16 protein-coding genes are annotated in these 15,951 nt (G+C 70.1%); 3 read left to right on the top strand and 13 right to left on the bottom strand.

Going from position 1 to position 15,951, the window contains the following annotated elements; genetic code table 11:
* Positions 1–81: 81 nt before the first annotated feature.
* The 6 genes from ligA to AB0L64_RS06610 form a co-directional block, all read right to left on the bottom strand.
* On the bottom strand, positions 82–2,070 hold the full coding sequence (gene ligA / locus AB0L64_RS06635) for an NAD-dependent DNA ligase LigA (protein ID WP_363708463.1): 1,989 nt from the start codon (positions 2,068–2,070) through the stop codon (positions 82–84).
* 68 nt (positions 2,071–2,138) lie between these two features.
* Entirely contained in the window at positions 2,139–3,731 is a 1,593-nt protein-coding gene (locus AB0L64_RS06630) for a DHA2 family efflux MFS transporter permease subunit (protein WP_363708461.1), read from the bottom strand.
* 245 nt (positions 3,732–3,976) lie between these two features.
* A complete protein-coding gene (locus AB0L64_RS06625; RefSeq protein ID WP_363708459.1) occupies positions 3,977–4,420 on the bottom strand; it encodes an SRPBCC family protein in 444 nt (147 codons plus the stop codon).
* Positions 4,413–5,390, bottom strand: coding sequence for a TIGR03557 family F420-dependent LLM class oxidoreductase (locus tag AB0L64_RS06620; RefSeq protein ID WP_363708457.1), 978 nt, complete (start codon positions 5,388–5,390; stop codon positions 4,413–4,415). Before AB0L64_RS06620 ends, AB0L64_RS06625 begins: the two co-directional genes overlap by 8 nt.
* 63 nt (positions 5,391–5,453) lie before the next feature.
* Positions 5,454–6,446: an SDR family oxidoreductase gene (locus tag AB0L64_RS06615; RefSeq protein WP_363708455.1), complete on the bottom strand. Its 993-nt coding sequence runs from the start codon at positions 6,444–6,446 to the stop codon at positions 5,454–5,456.
* A 10-nt stretch (positions 6,447–6,456) separates the two neighbouring features.
* Positions 6,457–7,764, bottom strand: a complete 1,308-nt coding sequence (locus tag AB0L64_RS06610; RefSeq protein ID WP_363708453.1) for a cytochrome P450 — start codon at positions 7,762–7,764, stop codon at positions 6,457–6,459.
* A gap of 125 nt (positions 7,765–7,889) precedes the next feature.
* Between AB0L64_RS06610 and AB0L64_RS06605 the strand changes: the two genes are divergently transcribed.
* Positions 7,890–8,033, top strand: coding sequence for a GPGG-motif small membrane protein (locus tag AB0L64_RS06605; RefSeq protein ID WP_355692203.1), 144 nt, complete (start codon positions 7,890–7,892; stop codon positions 8,031–8,033).
* 59 nt (positions 8,034–8,092) lie between these two features.
* Here AB0L64_RS06605 and AB0L64_RS06600 read toward each other — a convergent pair whose 3' ends face one another.
* The 4 genes from AB0L64_RS06600 to AB0L64_RS06585 form a co-directional block, all read right to left on the bottom strand.
* Entirely contained in the window at positions 8,093–8,446 is a 354-nt protein-coding gene (locus AB0L64_RS06600) for a hypothetical protein (protein ID WP_363708451.1), read from the bottom strand.
* A gap of 47 nt (positions 8,447–8,493) precedes the next feature.
* Positions 8,494–9,171 carry a GAF and ANTAR domain-containing protein gene (locus AB0L64_RS06595; RefSeq protein ID WP_363708449.1) on the bottom strand — a complete coding sequence of 226 codons (678 nt, stop codon included), beginning with the start codon at positions 9,169–9,171 and terminating at the stop codon, positions 8,494–8,496.
* Between the two features lie 15 nt (positions 9,172–9,186).
* Positions 9,187–9,666 carry a DUF6328 family protein gene (locus AB0L64_RS06590; RefSeq protein WP_363708447.1) on the bottom strand — a complete coding sequence of 160 codons (480 nt, stop codon included), beginning with the start codon at positions 9,664–9,666 and terminating at the stop codon, positions 9,187–9,189.
* 72 nt (positions 9,667–9,738) lie between these two features.
* The gene (locus AB0L64_RS06585) at positions 9,739–10,638 is read right to left on the bottom strand and encodes a pseudouridine-5'-phosphate glycosidase (protein WP_363708445.1); all 900 of its coding nucleotides are present in this window, start codon (positions 10,636–10,638) and stop codon (positions 9,739–9,741) included.
* Positions 10,639–10,830: 192 nt separating this feature from the next.
* Between AB0L64_RS06585 and AB0L64_RS06580 the strand changes: the two genes are divergently transcribed.
* Complete coding sequence (locus AB0L64_RS06580) at positions 10,831–11,787, top strand: TIGR03557 family F420-dependent LLM class oxidoreductase (protein WP_363708443.1); 957 nt, start codon at positions 10,831–10,833, stop codon at positions 11,785–11,787.
* 2 nt (positions 11,788–11,789) lie between these two features.
* Here AB0L64_RS06580 and AB0L64_RS06575 read toward each other — a convergent pair whose 3' ends face one another.
* Together AB0L64_RS06575 and AB0L64_RS06570 are read right to left on the bottom strand one after the other, a co-directional pair.
* The gene (locus AB0L64_RS06575) at positions 11,790–12,431 is read right to left on the bottom strand and encodes a GAF and ANTAR domain-containing protein (RefSeq protein ID WP_363709795.1); all 642 of its coding nucleotides are present in this window, start codon (positions 12,429–12,431) and stop codon (positions 11,790–11,792) included.
* Positions 12,432–12,553: 122 nt separating this feature from the next.
* Positions 12,554–13,129 (bottom strand): hemerythrin domain-containing protein, encoded by a 576-nt coding sequence (locus AB0L64_RS06570; RefSeq protein WP_363708441.1) that lies wholly within the window; start codon positions 13,127–13,129, stop codon positions 12,554–12,556.
* A 168-nt stretch (positions 13,130–13,297) separates the two neighbouring features.
* Between AB0L64_RS06570 and AB0L64_RS06565 the strand changes: the two genes are divergently transcribed.
* Entirely contained in the window at positions 13,298–14,941 is a 1,644-nt protein-coding gene (locus tag AB0L64_RS06565; RefSeq protein WP_363708439.1) for a DUF4091 domain-containing protein, read from the top strand.
* Between the two features lie 18 nt (positions 14,942–14,959).
* Here the strand turns inward: AB0L64_RS06565 and AB0L64_RS06560 are convergent, their stop codons facing one another.
* On the bottom strand, positions 14,960–15,946 hold the full coding sequence (locus tag AB0L64_RS06560) for an NAD-dependent epimerase/dehydratase family protein (RefSeq protein ID WP_363708437.1): 987 nt from the start codon (positions 15,944–15,946) through the stop codon (positions 14,960–14,962).
* Positions 15,947–15,951 lie beyond the last annotated feature (5 nt).

The raw sequence follows: 15,951 nt of genomic DNA, 5'->3' as shown, positions 1-15,951 counted from the left end.
TCCGTTTCCTCGACGTCCGACCACCCTTTCCCGCCGGAGCGGCCGGGCGCCAGGGTGCTGTCAGGAACTGGACAGCGCGCGCTAACCGAGCAGGTCCGCCTGCTGGAGTTGGCGCCAGATCTCGGACTGGTCCACGACCTCGACGCCGAGTTTCTCCGCCTTCGTGAGCTTGGCGGCGCCGACGTCGGCGCCGGTGATGAGGTAGTCGGTGCTCGCCGAGACGGAGGAGGCGATCGTCGCGCCTGCCTTCTCGCAGAGCCGCTGGAAGGCGGGCCGGGCCACCTTCTCGCCGGAGCGCGGGTCGCTGATCGCGCCGGTGACCACGACGGTCTTGCCGGCCAACGGCGCGCCGGCGGCGACGACCGGCGGCAGGTCTTCTTCGCGGACGTCGAGTGACACGCCGGCGGCGCGCAGCCGCTCGAGCTCGGGGCGCAGCCGGGTGAGGTGCTCGATCAGCGAGGCGGCGACCTTCGGACCGATGTCGTCCACGGCGACCAGGCCGTCGACACCCGCGTCGGCGACCTCCTCGAGGGAGCCGAACCCGGCCCGGCACAACCGGGCCGCGGTGCCCTCGGACGCCATCGGGATCGCGAGACCGATCAGCGCGCGGCGCAGGCCGACCTGCCGGCTGGTGTCGATCGACTCGATCATCCGGGCCGCCGAGATCTCGCCGATCCGGTCGAACTCCAGCAGCCCTTCGGCGGTCAGCCGGTAGAAGTCCGACGGGTTCTCCAGGATGCCGGACTCGGCCAGCCGCTCGATCCAGACGCCGCCGATCGCGTCGATGTCGGCGGCCGCGCGGGACGCCCAGTGGATCAGCCGCCGCACGGTCTGCGCCGGGCAGGAGACGTTGGTGCAGAACAGTTCGCGGCTGTTGCCCTGCTCGGTCAGCGGCTGGTCGCACGACGGGCAGGTGCCGGGCGGCACGATGTCGCGCTCCTGCCCGGTGCGCTTCGACGCGTCGAGCACGCCGGCCACGAACGGGATCACGTCACCGGCCCGGCGGACCAGCACCGTGTCGCCGATCTTGATGTCGCGGGCGCGGATCACCTCCTGGTTCGCCAGGGTGGCGCGGGTGACCGTCGTACCGCCGACGAAGACCGGCTCGAGCCAGGCGACCGGCGCGATCTTGCCGGTCTTGCCGACGTCCCAGACCACGTCGGCGAGCAGCGTGGTCTTCTCCTCGGCGGCGAACTTGAACGCCAGCGCGCCGCGGGGCGAGCTCGACCGGGTGCCGGCGGCGGCGAAGGCGTCCCGGTCGGCGAGCCGCAGCACGGCGCCGTCGAGGTCGTAGTCGAGCTCGTTGCGCTGCTGCTCGATCGTGGTGATCACCGCCTGCGCCGCGGCGGCGTCATTGCAGTGGCGCATGTCCGCGACCGTGAACCCCATGGTCTGCAGGGCGCGCTCGAGGTCGGCCTCGGCCTGGTCGCTGAGGAGGTCGAACGCCAGGAACTGCAGCCGCCGCTCGGCGACGGTGGCCGGGTCCTTCGCGCGCAACGTCCCGGCCGCCGCGTTCCGCGGGTTGATCAGCGGCTTGTCCGGATGTGCGGCGTTGTAAGCGGCGAAGGTGGAGCGCAGCATGACCGCTTCACCGCGCACCTCGGTCCGGTCCGGCACGTCGAGGCGGTCCGGGACGCCGTCGGCGAGCGCGCGCACGAGCGGGGTCACGTCGTCGCCGGTGGTGCCGTCACCTCGCGTGACTGCGCGGGCGAGGCGCCCGTCCTCGTACACCAAAGCCAGGGACAGGCCGTCCAGCTTCGGCATCACGACCACCGGCTGGCCGGGGAAGCGGGCGAAGAACGCCTCGACCTGCTCGGGGCGGGTCGCCTTCTCCAGCGACAGCATCGGTCGCGAGTGCCGGACCGGCGCGTGCAGCACCGCGGGCGCGCCGACCTGGTCCAGCGGGTTCGGGTCGGGGGTCAGCTCCGGGTTGGCCTGGACGAGCGCCCGCAGCTCGTCCTCGATCGCGTCGTACTCCGCGTCGGCGACCGACGGCGACCCGCGGTAATAGGCGTCACGCAGCACCACGATGCGATCGGCGAGTTCCTGAATCCGCTCCCCAATATCCACGCCAGGACCCTACCCGGGACGTCCGACAATCCGCGGGATCTCCTGTGCCGGGTGGGAATCGCCGGCGGTCACTCGATGACCGCGCTGCCCTCCGTCAGGTGCGTCTCCTCGCGTTTGCGGGGCAGCATCAGGGCGGGGATCAGGGTCAGCACGACCAGCACCCACGCCACCCAGAACGTGCTCGCGAACGCGGCGGCGGCGTCGGCGAGGCCGCGGGCGAGCGCGACGGGATCCAGGTGCAGCGCGGCGATGATGACCGGGCGGGTGTTGGCCAGGATGGCGGCCTGGGTCTCGCGGAGCCCGTCGCCCAGCCCGGGGATCTGGTCCGTCCCGGGGATGATCGGCGAGTCGTTGAGGTGGTTGGTGAGGATGACCGACATCGTCGCGACACCGCACGACGACGCGATCTGCTGGCTGATGTTGAGCAACGTCGAGCCGCGTGCCACCTGGGGCCCGGCCAGCGTCCGCAGCGCCGACGTGAACAGCGGCATCATCGTGCCGCCCATCCCGAAGCCCATCACGACCAGCATCACGATGATGATGCCGTACGGCGTCGTCGCGGTGAGCTGCGTCAGGCCGAACATGCCGATCACGATCAGCCCGAGCCCGAACGGCACGATCCGGCCCACCGGCACCTTGTCGACCAGCCGTCCCGCGATCGGCATCGTCACCATCGCGCCGATCCCCTGCGGCGCGACCAGCAGACCGGCCTGCAGCGTCGACTCGCCGCGGATCTGCTGGAAGTACGTCGGCACCAGGAGCAGCCCGCCGAAGAAGGCGGCCGCGAACAGGAACATCGTCACGATCGACACCGTGAGGTTGCGGTCCTTGAACAGCCTGAGGTCGAGCAGCGGATGTTTCGGCCGGAACGAGTGCCAGACGAACGCCGCCATCAGCAGCAGCCCGGCCAGGATCGAGACCCACACCCGGGGCGCACCGAAGTCACCGTTCTCGGCGGGCAGCGACGACACGCCGAACAGGAACAACGCCAGCCCGGGCGACATCAGCAGGACCCCGACGACGTCCAGGGTCTCCGAGCGGTGCGGCGTGTCCCGCTGCAGCGCGAACCAGGCGTAGACGATCGCGATCACGCCGAGCGGGACGTTGATCAGGAAGATCCAGTGCCAGCTCGCCACCTGGATCAGCCAGCCGCCCAGGATCGGGCCGAGGATCGGGCCGAGCAGCATCGGGACGCCGAGGATGGCCATCAGCCGGCCCATCCGGTGCGGTCCGGCGGCCCGCGTCATGATCGTCATGCCGAGCGGCATCAGCATGCCGCCGCCGAGACCCTGCAGGACCCGGAACGCGATCAGCATGTTGATGCTGGTCGCGGTGGCGCACAGCGCGGAGCCGGCGGTGAACAGGAAGATCGCCATCATGTACAGCCGCTTGGTGCCGAACCGGTCGGCGGCCCAGCCGGTCAACGGGATCACCGTCGCCAGCGCGAGCGTGTACGCCGTGACCGTCCAGGCGACCGTCGAGTAGGAGACCGGACTCTGGGGCGTGCCGAACTCGTCCTGGAACGTCGGCAGCGCGACGTTGACCACGGTGATGTCGAGGATCGACATGATCGCGCCCAGCACCACGACGCCGGCCACCTTCAGGACCGCGGCGTCGATGTGGTCGGGATACTCGGAACGGGTCGCTGCTGGATCGCTCACGGTCTGGCCCCCCTCGCACGATGCGCTCTGTGCAGACACTACGCCCCTCCACCCTCCGGATGGCCAGACTTTTCCCATGGCTACGCAGAGCGACGTCGTCAACGGCCCGTCTTCGGCCTGAAGCGGGCGATTGCCCGGGCGGCGGGGCGAGGCGGCCGGCCGGGCAGCGGATCGCGCAGGGCACACTGATCCTGTCGGTCCCCGCGAACAGATCTACTCGGCCACTGCCCGGCGCTTCTACCGGATTACGAGCGTTCCGTCGGCGGGTGCTGTTCGAACGAGGTCTTGATGTCGGCCAGGGCTTGTTCGAGTTCGCGGTCGACGTCCGTGGTGGCGGTGGTGTCCAGCTGGACGGTGAGTTTCGACGTACCGTCGGCGACGAAGTCGACGGCCAGTTCGCCGCGGTAGGCGTGCGGTCCCTCGATCTGCCAGCGGAGGATGCGGTCTTCGTCGAGGACGTCGATCCAGCCGTCGCGGTGACCGTCGCCGGCGGTGACATCGACCTCCTCGTGCACCGCCTGGTGCGGCCGGCGTGCTTCGGGGCCCTGCGCCTCGACAGGCATCGCCTCGGTACGCCGCAGCGAGGTCAGCCACGGCAGGTAGTCGGGGAGATGGTCCAGGTCGGACAGCCGGTCGAACAGGACGTTCGGCGCGACGTCGACGGTGGTCCAGGCTTGGTGGCTACTCATGGGACTGCTCCTTGCGGAGACGGAGTTCGGGGAGGACCTCGGTGCGGTAGAGATTCATCATGTCGACGCTGTGCGGGCCCATGTTCGCGACGTACACCTCGTCGAACCCGGCGTCGACGTACGGCGTGAACGCCGCGACGTGGGTCTCGGCCTTCGGCCCGCAGGCGACCGACTGCGCGGTGGACTCCTTCGTGACCAGCTCACTGGCCTGCTCGAAGTGCCGTGGGGAGGGGAGGACCTGGGCGAGCTCGCCGGGAAGACCGGAGTTGCGCCAGATCCGGTGCGCCTGCTCGACGCCCTCGTCCTCGGTCGGCGCGTAACTCACCTTGAACCCGGCCTGCGCCGGCTTGTCGAGGCCGCCGTGGTCGCGGAACCGCCGGAGCAGGTCCCGGTCGGGCGACGTCGTGATGTACCCGTCCGCGATCCGCGCCGCGACATCGGTTGCCTCGGGCCCGAATCCGGACATGTAGATCGGCAGCGGGTCCGGCGGCCGGGTGTAGATCCGCGCGGTGTCGACGGTGTAGTGCTTGCCGTGGTGGTTGACGAACCCGTCCTCGGTCCACAGCCGGCGCATGATCTCGACCGCTTCCTCGAGCATCTCCAGACGTACGTCGAGGGAGGGCCAGACCGATCCGAGGATGTGCTCGTTGAGCGCCTCGCCGGTCCCGACGCCGAGCGTGAACCGCCCGTTCAGCAGGACCGCGCTGGTCGCCGCCGCCTGGGCGATCACGGCCGGGTGGATCCGCACGGTCGGACAGGTGACCGCGGTCGTCACCGGCAGCTCGCACACCCGGGAGACCGCGCCGATCGTGGACCAGACGAACGCGCTCTCGCCCTGTTCGTCGTTCCACGGATGGAAGTGGTCACTGATCCACAAGGCGTCGAACCCGGCCTCCTCGGCCATCCGTGCCTGCTCGATCAACTCCGCCGGCGTGTACTCCTCGCTGGACAGGAAATATCCGATCTTCACGCGCACCTCCGCGTCGTCGCTTGGCTTTCGGGTGCCCGATGCGGCGTTGTCCAATCAGATCCGCTACCGCCGGCCCCGGGCGAAGTACAGGGTCACCGCGGTGACCCCGGCCGCTGCCGCGCCGATCAGGCCGCGATGCCTCGACGCCCACATCTGGTAGCTGCGCGCCGACGAGCGCTCGTCGAAGGCTCCGTGCGCGCCGTAGTCGCGACTGCGGTCGTCGGCCGGACCCCACAGGTTCGCGGCCTGTTCGTTGGGCATGTTCGTCTGCTGTGACTTGTAGCCGGTCCGGCCGAGGTAGTGGTCCAGCAAGCCCGGCGCGAACTTGTTGGCGATCAAGGTCGCGGCGGTCGGTGCGCCGACCCAGTACTCGCGCCGGCGCGGATGGTCGGCCGCGTACACGATCGCGTCCGCGGCCACCTCGGGCTGGAAGATCGGCGGCACCGGCTGCGGGTGTTTCGGCAGTCTGGACAGCACCCAGGAGAACTGCGGGGTGTTGACCGCCGGCAGTTGGACCATCGTCACGCGCACCCGGGACTTGTCGTGCAGCAGTTCGCAGCGCAGCGAATCGTGGAAGCCCTGGATCGCGTGTTTCGCCCCGCAGTACACCGATTGCAGCGGGATCCCGCGGTAGGCCAGTGCCGAGCCGATCTGCACGATCGTGCCGTGGTCGCGCGGTTTCATCCGCGTGAGCGCCGCCCTGGTCCCGTAGACGTACCCGAGGTAGGTGACCTCGGTGGCGCGCTTGAACTCGCTCGGCTCGATGTCCAGGAACGGCGCGAACACCGAGGTGAAGGCGACGTTCACCCAGACGTCGATCGGGCCGAGTTCCTTCTCGACCTGATCCGCGGCGGCCTCGACCCGCGCGGCGTCGGAGACGTCGACCGGGATCGGCAACGGCGTTCCACCGGCCTCGGTCACGTCCCGCGCGGCGGCCTGCAGGCCGGTCTCCCCGCGGGCCAGGAGTGCGACCTTGGCGCCGCGCCGCGCGAACGCGACCGCGGTCGCGCGGCCGACGCCGGCGCTGGCCCCGGTCACCACAACAACCTGTCCCATCGATGACTCCTCAGTTGGTTGCCCGGGGCCAGAACCCGATCCGTACCCAGGCGTGGTTGAACGTGCGGGGGAGCTCGCGGCCGAGCTTCGCGCGGGTGGCGGGATCGACGTCGAGGTCGTAGCGATCGGCGATATGGCTGACCGCGGCGCTGGCGGTGAGCAGGACGACGTTGCGCCCGGGACACTCGGCCGGACCTTCGCTGAACGGGATGACCGGCCACGCGCCGTCGGTGCGGCCGTCCAGCCACGCGCTCGGCTCGAAGCGGTTCGCGAAATCGAGCGCGTCGTCGTCGCGGTGGAACACCGAGCTCACGATCACGAACTCGGTACCGGCCGGTGCGGAGCGTCCCCGCCACTCGGTGTCCGCCGACGACTGGCGCAGCACGACCAAGGTGGTCGGCCAGAGCCTGAGGGATTCCTGCAGCGCGGCTCCGGCCTCGGCCAGCAGCGGCGAAGCCTCCGGGTGGCGGGCCTCGGAGACGATCGTCCGGAGAGCCGACGGATGAGTGCCGAGAACGGCGAGCAGCCGCCACAGCGCGATGCCGGCGGCGTCGAACGCGAACAGCCAGTGCGGCACCTGGCCCGCAGGATCCAGCGTCCCGGGCCGGTGGTCGAGCCCTTCGACGAGGCTGCCGGGTTCCGACTTGTCGACGTACTGCGACAGCGAGGCCAGGAACCGCGAGCGCTGCTCGTCGTGGCTCGGACCGAACTGGGCCCAGTTCGCGTCGGCGCGGAGCTGGTCGAGGTGTGCGGTGAGCTCTACGTCGTCGCGGGCGCCGTCGCCGAGCACGATCCGGCGTACGACCCGCGACCAGACCTCGCGGAACTCGTTCCAGCCGAGGGTCGCGTGCAGGTCGGACAGCTCCTCGCGGACCACCTCGACGAACCGATGGCCGTGGCGGTGCACAGGGCTGTGGCTGTCGAGCGCCTGTTCGTTCAGCTCCCGGCGCGCGGCGCGGAGCGGGGGATCGGTCACCAGGACCGCGTGCGGCTGGAAATGCTTCAGCGCGTCGACTTTCTCGTCGGTCGCGGCGGCGAACGGATCAGGTGTCTGCGCGAGCAGTCGATGGACGTCGTCCGCGGCGAGAACGAGCGCGAGCGTACGGCCGGGGATGCGGAACAGCACGGGTCCGTCACCGTACGTACGACGCAGGCGGCGGACACAGCGCAGTGCCCGATCGTCGACGCGCAGCCTCTCGGCGAGCGCGCCCAGAGCAGGTCTGCGCAGGATCGCCCCTTGGGCCACGACAGGTCCCAGGACGTCGCGCAGGATCCGGCCGCTGTCCGGCGCGGAGGCGGTCGGCAGGAGTGTCGGCATGCCTGTCCGGTGTCCGCCGGTCCGCCACCGAAACGGTCAGGTTTGCGCCCGGATCGCGCGGGCACCGAAAGGTCGCACGGGGATTTCAACTGCCGGGCGTGCCCGGTGTCGGAAAGGGAAGGGCCATGGAGTTTGTTCTGTGGATCATCGCTGTGATCCTCGTCGTGTCCGGAATCGTGTCGCTGTTCCGCGGTCAGATGTTGTGGGGCGCGGCGCTCATCGTCATCGGCCTGCTGGTCGGCCCGGGTGGCGTCAGCCTGTTCACCTGACCGAAGCCGGCGCGGCGTCACCCCCACGGAGTTCGTCGTGGGGGTGACGCGGCTGCCGTTCAGCCGTGCCCGCCGTCGAGCAGCTCATGGATCTGCTCGAGGGCCCGCTGGATGTCGGGGTGGTCGTACTGCGCGGCGCGCGACTCGGCGCTGATCACGCCGCAGCGGTGCACCCGCCGGAAGTCGCCGTACGGGAACTCGTAGTGGCCCTTGGTCTCCTCGTCCATCTCGGTGTCGATCCCGAGGAACCACAGCCCGTAGTCCTGCCAGCCGTGCTTGTCCAGGTACGCGTTCTGCTCGGCCGCGGTCGGGGCGTGCTGCCTCCAGTCGTCCCGCTCGTCCTTGGCCGTCTGCCCCTTCCGTACCAGGGATTTCGCGTGTTCGAAGGCCTTCTCGTTCAGCTTCACAGTCATGACCGGCCGGTGCCCGATCGGACGGCATGCACGCACCTCGATCGTGGTCAGTGGGTACGGAAGTCGATGCGGCGGGCCACGACGTGCTCCGCGATCTCGTTCAAGGTCGTGTCGTGGGCGAACGCGTGGGCGCGCAGCATGGCGAGTGCGTCGACGGGGGAGACCTGCAGTTGCACCGACACCATGCCGGTGGCCTGATAGACGACCGACCGGCTCGACCAGATGTCATCCGTCCCGGGGGCGGACGCCTCCCGCAGTACGGCGGTTCCGATGACGTCGGCCAGGAACTGTACGACGTCGTCCGGCTCGGTGAGTTCGTCGTACGCGTAGACGGCGTAGACACCGAACGGACGGCTCGCCGCACGCATCGGGAAGCAGTGCAGGGTGACTTCGCCCGCCGACTCGAGGGCCGAGCGGCTGAACTCCGGCCACAAGGTGCTGACGGCATCGTCCAGGTCCGTCACGATCGCCTCGTCCTGCCGGTACGCCTCCCGGCACGGCCCCTCGCCGAGGATGTCCTGCAGGCTCTCGAGCTCGGCCGCCACCTCGTCGGTCGCGGCCAGCGTCAACCGGGCCTCGGTGTCGTCGCTGTTCACACTGATCGAGCCGCCCCGGCCGCCCACGAGCCGCCGGCTCGCGTCGCACAGGCGGGTGGCGAACTGCTCTCGGCGATCAGTGGCAGCAAGCAGCCTCCCGAGTCGTCCGAGCACCGCCGCGCGATCCACTGCGTCTCCGTGGGGTCAGTTGGGCTTCTCCGGTCCCTTGTGCCTGACGTACGCCGGCAGCGCGAGCCACAACGCCAGGAACACGATCAGCACACCGCCGACCATAGCGCCCGCAGCAGGTCGGGGGAGTACGACGTCCAGCGCGATCAGGACGCCGCCGGACATCGAGGCGAGGAGCAGCGTCATGCCGCCGCGCGCCAGTCGGTCCGTGACGGTGACCAGACGATCACGCAAACCACGCCCGTACAGCACCCGGTGCAGTGCGACCGGAGCCAGGAAGAACGCCGCCGCCAGCGCGCACGCGACGAGAGTGCCCGCATACACCGCGTGCGTGAAGGCGTCCGCCGAGTGAAACTGATTCTGGAACGCGATCCCCAGCAAGAAGGCGAACAGGATCTGCGTCCCGGTCTGAGCGAGCCGCAACTCCTGCAGCAGCTCGTTCCAGTGCCGATCGAGGCGCTCACCGGAACTCTCGTCGTCCCGCACGTACGTCACGAGCGAGCCGGTACCCACCGAGACCAGCCACCACACGCGATTGCGCAGGCCAAGACGGGGCGCGCTATGGGACTACCGAGCCAGAGCGACGGCGATCCGGGCCGCGACGGCGGCGTTGTTGCGGGCCAGCGCGAGGTTGGCCGGGATGCTCTGGCCGTCGGTCTCTTGCTCGATTCTCGCGAGGACGTACGGCGTGACGGCGGGGCCGGTGATTCCGGCCTGGGCGCCGGCCTCCAACGCGGCTTTCATCTGGGCGTCGATGCGGGCCGCCGGGATCTCGTCCTCGACGGGGATCGGAACGGTCAGCAGTACGCCGGTGTCCTGCCTCGACCGGAAGCGCAGGACGTCGCAGACCGTGCGCTCGTCGTCGACGCGGTGCGGCACCGGCAGGCCGCTCGACCGCGTGTAGAACGCAGGGAACCAGTCGTGCTGCCAGCCGAGGACCGGGACGCCCGCGGTCTCGAGGTACTCCAGCGTCCGCGGCAGGTCGAGGAACGCCTTGGCGCCCGCGCAGACGGTGACGACCGGATGGTTGGCGAGGGCATCGAGATCGGCCGAGATGTCGCCGGTCAGTTCGGATCCGCGATGGACGCCGCCGATACCGCCGGTGGCGAACACCGAGATCCCGGCGACGTGGGCCAGAGCCACGGTGGCCGACACCGTGGTGACGCCGACGTCCCAGCGCTGCGCCTGCGCCACCGCGAGATCGCGTTCGGCGACCTTGCGGGTGCCGTTGAGCACCCGCTTCTCCTCGTCCGGCGACAGCCCGAGGTGTGGCCGGCCGTCGAGGATCGCCGTGACGGCGGGTACGGCGCCGTGGGCGACGACGGCCTGCTTGCACAGCTCGAGCGCGTCGGCGTTGGCCGGGGCGGGCAGGCCGAGGTTCGAGAAGATCGTCGACTCGAGCGCCACGACCGCGCGCCCGCCCGACAATGCTTGCGCCACGTCGTCGGACAGGATGGGTTCAATCACCTGTGGTTCCGTTCTTCTCGGCCTTCGCGGACACCATGGACAGGGTCGCGCCCGGTTCGGCGAGGACCCGCTGAGCCAGCCTATGACCTGCCGCGACCGCGTCGACGGCGTCGACCGTGCCGGCGTCAGCGAGGACGGCGGTGAGGAGGTGCGGCGGGGCACCGGGACAGTTGACGTCGAAGGAGGTTCGTCGTGCGGATCGGGTTCAAGTTGATGGCGGAGGCGTACTCGCCGGGTGACATCGTCGACCAGGCGGTGGCGGCGGAGGAGGCCGGGTTCGACTTCGTGGAGGTGAGTGACCACTTCCATCCGTGGGTGAGCGAGCACGAGCACTCGGGCTTCGCATTCTCGATGCTCGCCGCAATCGCCGTGCGGACCTCCGCGATCGAGCTGGCAACCGGTGTCACCTGTCCGTTCCTGCGCTACCATCCGGCGATCGTGGCGCAGGCCGCCGCGACCACCGCGCTGCTGTCGGACGGCCGGTTCACACTCGGCCTGGGCGCGGGCGAGCGGCTCAACGAGCACGTCGTCGGCCGCGGCTGGCCCGCGGTCGCGACCCGGCACGAGATGCTCCGCGAATCGCTGGAGATCATCCGTCTGCTGTGGAGCGGCGGCTACCACTCGTACGACGGCAAGCACCTGCGCCTGGAGGACGCCCGGGTCTTCGACCTGCCCGCCGAACCTCCCCGGATCGCGGTCGCCGCGGGTGGATCCGAAGCCGCGGAACTCGCCGCGCAGTACGGCGACGCGCTGTTCGCCACGGAGCCGAGCGCGGACCTCGTCACGGCGTACCGGCAGGCGGGCGGCGACGGACCGCGGTACGCCGAGGTCCCGCTGTCCTGGGCCGACTCGGTGGAGGCGGCGGCGGAGTCGGCACGGCGGCTGTTCCGGTTCGGCGTGACCGGGTGGAAGGTGCACGCGGAACTCCCGACCCCGGTCAACTTCGACGCGGCGACCGAACTGGTGACGGCGGCACACATGGCCGAACAGTTCGGGTGCGGTCCGGACGTCAAGCGGCACATAGAGGTTGCGAGTCGGTTCGCCGATGCCGGCTTCGACCGGTTGGCGCTGATCAACGCGGGGCCGGACATGGACGGCTTCTTCGACTTCGCGCGGACCGAGCTACTGCCGGTCTTGCAGGAGGTCTGAGCTCAGGTGCGGGGGAGCCGGCGGTTGTCGACGAGTTGCTGGGCGACCTCGCGGAGCTTGGTGTTGGTGTCTTGGGAGTAGCGTCTGAGGACCTGGAAGGCCTCGTCGCCGGTCAGGTTGTAGCGCTCCATCAGGATGCCCATCGCTTGGCCGACCAGCTTGCGGGCGTCGACGGCGACCGACAGGTTCTCCTCGCGCCGGGCGGTTGCGACCGCCACCGCCGCGTGGCGGGCCAGGATGTAGGCGATCGCCTCCTCGTCCGCCCCGAACGCGTTCGTCTGCTTGCTGTACAGGCCGAGGACGCCGACCGTGCCGCCGCCGGCCCAGAGCGGTACGTCGAGCACGCTGTGGACGCCGAGCTCGAGAACCTTCGCGGACCACTCGGGCCAGCGGAGTTCCTGCACCGTGTCCGGCACCCGAATGGTCGACCGGTCGCGCATGCACTGCACGAGCGCGCCCTCCGCACCCGCCAGCTGGAAGTTGTAGATCTCGGCGACCACCGGATCAGTGACTGCCGGAACTTCCGGCCTGCCGTCGGCAGTGCGCAGCGCCACGCCTGCGTAGTCGCAGTGCAGCGCGTGCAGAGCGAAGTCGACGACAGCCTGGACGGTCTCCTCCACACCCTCCGCCTTGTGCATCTCCATCGCCAGTTGCGCGAAGGTCGCCGCGGTCGGGGTGGCGTCACCGGCGTTGGTCCCGCTGATCTCGTCCACGTGTTCATGATGCATCGCCGTTGTCCCCGGCCACAGCAGATGAGCATCTGAACTCATCGAGCGTCCCCGCCGGTCAGGGCGTCGCGGAACTTGTCGATCATCCCGGTGCCCGAAGCCAGGACGAGGTCCTGCGGTGGGGTGTCCGGGGCGGACGGATGCGGCCGGGTCGGTGCCGCCGCGTTGGTGCGAGCAACGAGCTCGCCGAGCTCCCGCAGTTCGTCGGCGTCGCACGCGTCCTGCACGCGCGGGAGCACCTCGCGTTCCTCCTGCGCGACGTGGTCCTGGACGTCGACGTACAGCCTCCCGATCAGTTCGTCGAAGGTGCGATCGGCCGGGTCCACGCCTTCCAGGTCCTTGAGGATCCGCTCGATGTCGGCGTGCTCCTCGATCCCGCGGTCGGCGACGTCGTCGCCGTCCGGCAGCGCCCGGCGGGCCGCCGGGTACAGGTACAGCTCCTCGGCCACCGAGTGCCGGACCAGTTCGGTCGTCAGGTGGTCTGCCAGGTCCCGGCGATGCTGCGCGTCGCCCGCGCCGGCGATCAGCTCGGCGAACAGCCGCTCCGCCGCTCGGTGGTCGCTGACGATCAGTCCGATCAGGTCCTTGCGGTCTCCAGGGGAGACGGTAGCCATGTCATCTCCTCGTCATCTGCTCGAACTCGACGTGTACGAGCGGTGCCCCGGCGCTCGGTCCGCAAACGCGCCGCCGGTTCGGTGGACGGACCGGGCGTTGTGCGTTGCTGCGCGAATCTGCATCATTGGTTCCACGAATACGCAGGATCGGGAGAGGAGTGGTCCGGAGTGACCGCGAAGTGGGAGTTCGTGCTCTGCGATGCGCTGGCCAAGGTGCACCCGGTCCGGGAGCCGCGCCCGGTGTCCGCGCAGACCCGGTTCCAGGCGTTCCTCGGTGAGCCGGCGTCCTTCCAGCTGGCGTACCGCCCGCCGCTCGATCCGGCGTTCCGCAACCCGAGCCCGCTGCGGGTGCGGGTCGAGGGAGCGGCGGCCGACCTGGTCGCCGTGTCGTGCGTGGAGCTCGTGCCGTGCTCGTTCGTCGCCCTCCCGGGACACGACGACGGGTACGAGTACGACGAACCCGGCCTCTACCCGGACGTGCTGCGCCCGCTGCCGAACGGAGAGGTCCCGGTGCGGTTCGGCAGCTGGGGAGCGCTCTGGTTCGACGTCACGGCGACCGATCCGGCGCGGGCCGGCGTCCACGAGCTCACGATCGTGGTGGACGCGCCCGACGGCTCCGAGCTGCACCGCGCTCCCGTCACCGTCGAGCTCACCGGGATCCAGTTGCCGCCGCTCGACATCGTGTCCAGCCACTGGATGCACGTCGACGCGCTCGCGGATCATTACGGCCTCGAAGTCTTCGGCGAAGAGCACTGGGCCGTCGTCGAGCGGTTCATGGCGTCGGCGGCGGAGATGGGCGCGACATCATTGCTCGCGCCGGTCTGGACGCCGCCGCTCGACACCGCGATCGGCACGTACCGCACCGTGGTGCAGCTGATCGAGATCACCACGACCGACGACGGGTACCGCTTCGGGTTCGAGCGGCTGCGCCGGTGGCTCGACCTGTGCCGGCGTACCGGGATCACCGGGGTCGAGGTCGCGCATCTGTTCACCCAGTGGGGCGCGAAGGCCACGCCTGCCATCGTGGTGAACGAGGAGCGCGCCTTCGGCTGGGACGTCTCGGCCACCGACGCGCGGTACCGCGAACTGATGGAAGCGCTGCTACCGGCGCTGCAAGCTGTGCTGGACGAGGAGTGGGACCGTGAGCATGTGGTCTTCCACGTCTCGGACGAGCCGTCCGGTGAGGAAGGACTCGCCGGCTACCTCGCGGCGAAGGCCGTGGTCTGCGATCTGCTGAAGGGCTGGACGGTCGTCGACGCGCTCAGCGAGCACTCGTTCTACACGTCCGGCGCCGTCGCCGTACCCGTCGTCGCCACCGATCACGTCGAACCGTTCCTGGCCGAGCGACCCGAACGCCTGTGGGTGTACTACTGCGTCAGCCAGGATCGCGATGTCGCGAACCGCTTCGTCGGGATGCCCTCGGCCCGCAACCGGGCGATCGGGCACCAGCTCTTCGCGTCGGGTGTGGACGGTTTCCTGCACTGGGGATTCAACTTCTGGTACACCTGGCACGCGCTGCGCCGGATCGACCCGTTCGCGGACACCTCGGCCGGTGGCGCGTTCCCGTCCGGCGATCCGTTCGCCGTCTACCCCGGCCCGGACGGCACGCCCTGGCCGTCGCTCCGGCACCGCGTCTTCGCCCAGGCGATGTGGGACCACCGCGCGCTCCAGGCCGTCCGCGCCTCCCAGGGCAGCGCCGCCGCGCAGGACATCGTCGACCCCGACCGGACCTTGCGCTTCGACCGCCCGGTCCTCGACCCGAACCACTACTACGAAGCCCGTCGGCGCATGACCGCGGCGCTGACGGCCTAGCGCGGGGAAGGTCGCGGTCTAGGGACGGTAGCGGGCGATGAGCGTGTTCATCGCCTCGTCGACGGCCGGGTCGACGCGGCGGCGAGCCAGGTCCTCGTCGTACCAGGCGACGATCTCGCGGGCGCCGGTCTCGAACGGGATGGTGGCGACGTAGTCGGGGACGACGCTGCGCAGCTTGCTGTTGTCGAAGACCGCCGAGTGGGTCTTGTCGCCGAGCAAACCGTCGCCCCAGCCTTGATGGACCGCAGCGATGGCGTCCGAGGGGACGTGGACGATCTGTGCCGCCGTCCCGGCCGCGGCGGCCAGGGCGTGCGCGATCTGGTCCCAGGTCAGGACGTCGTCGGACGTGATCTGGAAGGTGTCGCCGTGGGCGCGGGGATGGCCGAGCAGCGGGACCAGACCGCGGGCGAAGTCGCGGTGGTGCGTCAGGGTCCACAGCGAGGTGCCGTCGCCGTGGACGACGACCGGCTGCCCACGGCGCATCCGCTCGACGATGGTCCAGCCGCCGTCGAAGGGGACCAGGGTGCGGTCGTACGTGTGCGACGGCCGGATGACCGTCACCGGGTAGCCCTCGTCGCGGTAGAGCGCGGTGAGCAGGTCCTCGCAGGCGATCTTGTTGCGCGAGTACTGCCAGAAGGGGTTCCGCAGCGGCGTCGACTCGGTGATCGGCAACCGGGCCGGCGGCGTCTGGTACGCCGATGCCGAGCTGATGAAGACGTACTGGCCGACGTGCCCGCGCAGCGCGTCGGTCCGGGCACGCACGTGACCGGGCGTGAACGCGATCCAGTCGACCACCACGTCGAAGTCCTGCGCGGCGATCTCGGTCAGCGTCGCCGGGTCGTCGAGGTCGGCGGTGATCACCCGCGCCTCGGGCGGGACCGGACGGCCGGCGGTCTTACCGCGGTTGACGACCGTCAGGTCGAGGCCCGACTCGATCGCTCGCCACGAGCAAGCTGAGCTGATGATTCCGGTCCCGCCGAGGAACAGGACACGCAGGCTACTCATACCTC

Source organism: Kribbella sp. NPDC051936 (assembly GCF_040680955.1).
In the GTDB taxonomy this organism is placed as follows: domain Bacteria; phylum Actinomycetota; class Actinomycetes; order Propionibacteriales; family Kribbellaceae; genus Kribbella.
Note: the sequence above shows the minus strand (reverse complement) of the source record. Positions and strands in the feature narration are given on the sequence as shown.

What these genes read in the sequence shown, in the direction of transcription:
- AB0L64_RS06570 (WP_363708441.1), bottom strand. Translation starts at nt 13,129, where the DNA reads ATGGCTACCGTCTCCCCTGGAGACCGCAAGGACCTGATCGGACTGATC.
- AB0L64_RS06625 (WP_363708459.1), bottom strand. Translation starts at nt 4,420, where the DNA reads ATGAGTAGCCACCAAGCCTGGACCACCGTCGACGTCGCGCCGAACGTC.
- AB0L64_RS06600 (WP_363708451.1), bottom strand. Translation starts at nt 8,446, where the DNA reads ATGACTGTGAAGCTGAACGAGAAGGCCTTCGAACACGCGAAATCCCTG.
- AB0L64_RS06605 (WP_355692203.1), top strand. Translation starts at nt 7,890, where the DNA reads ATGGAGTTTGTTCTGTGGATCATCGCTGTGATCCTCGTCGTGTCCGGA.
- AB0L64_RS06615 (WP_363708455.1), bottom strand. Translation starts at nt 6,446, where the DNA reads ATGGGACAGGTTGTTGTGGTGACCGGGGCCAGCGCCGGCGTCGGCCGC.
- AB0L64_RS06575 (WP_363709795.1), bottom strand. Translation starts at nt 12,431, where the DNA reads ATGGAGATGCACAAGGCGGAGGGTGTGGAGGAGACCGTCCAGGCTGTC.
- AB0L64_RS06610 (WP_363708453.1), bottom strand. Translation starts at nt 7,764, where the DNA reads ATGCCGACACTCCTGCCGACCGCCTCCGCGCCGGACAGCGGCCGGATC.
- AB0L64_RS06560 (WP_363708437.1), bottom strand. Translation starts at nt 15,946, where the DNA reads ATGAGTAGCCTGCGTGTCCTGTTCCTCGGCGGGACCGGAATCATCAGC.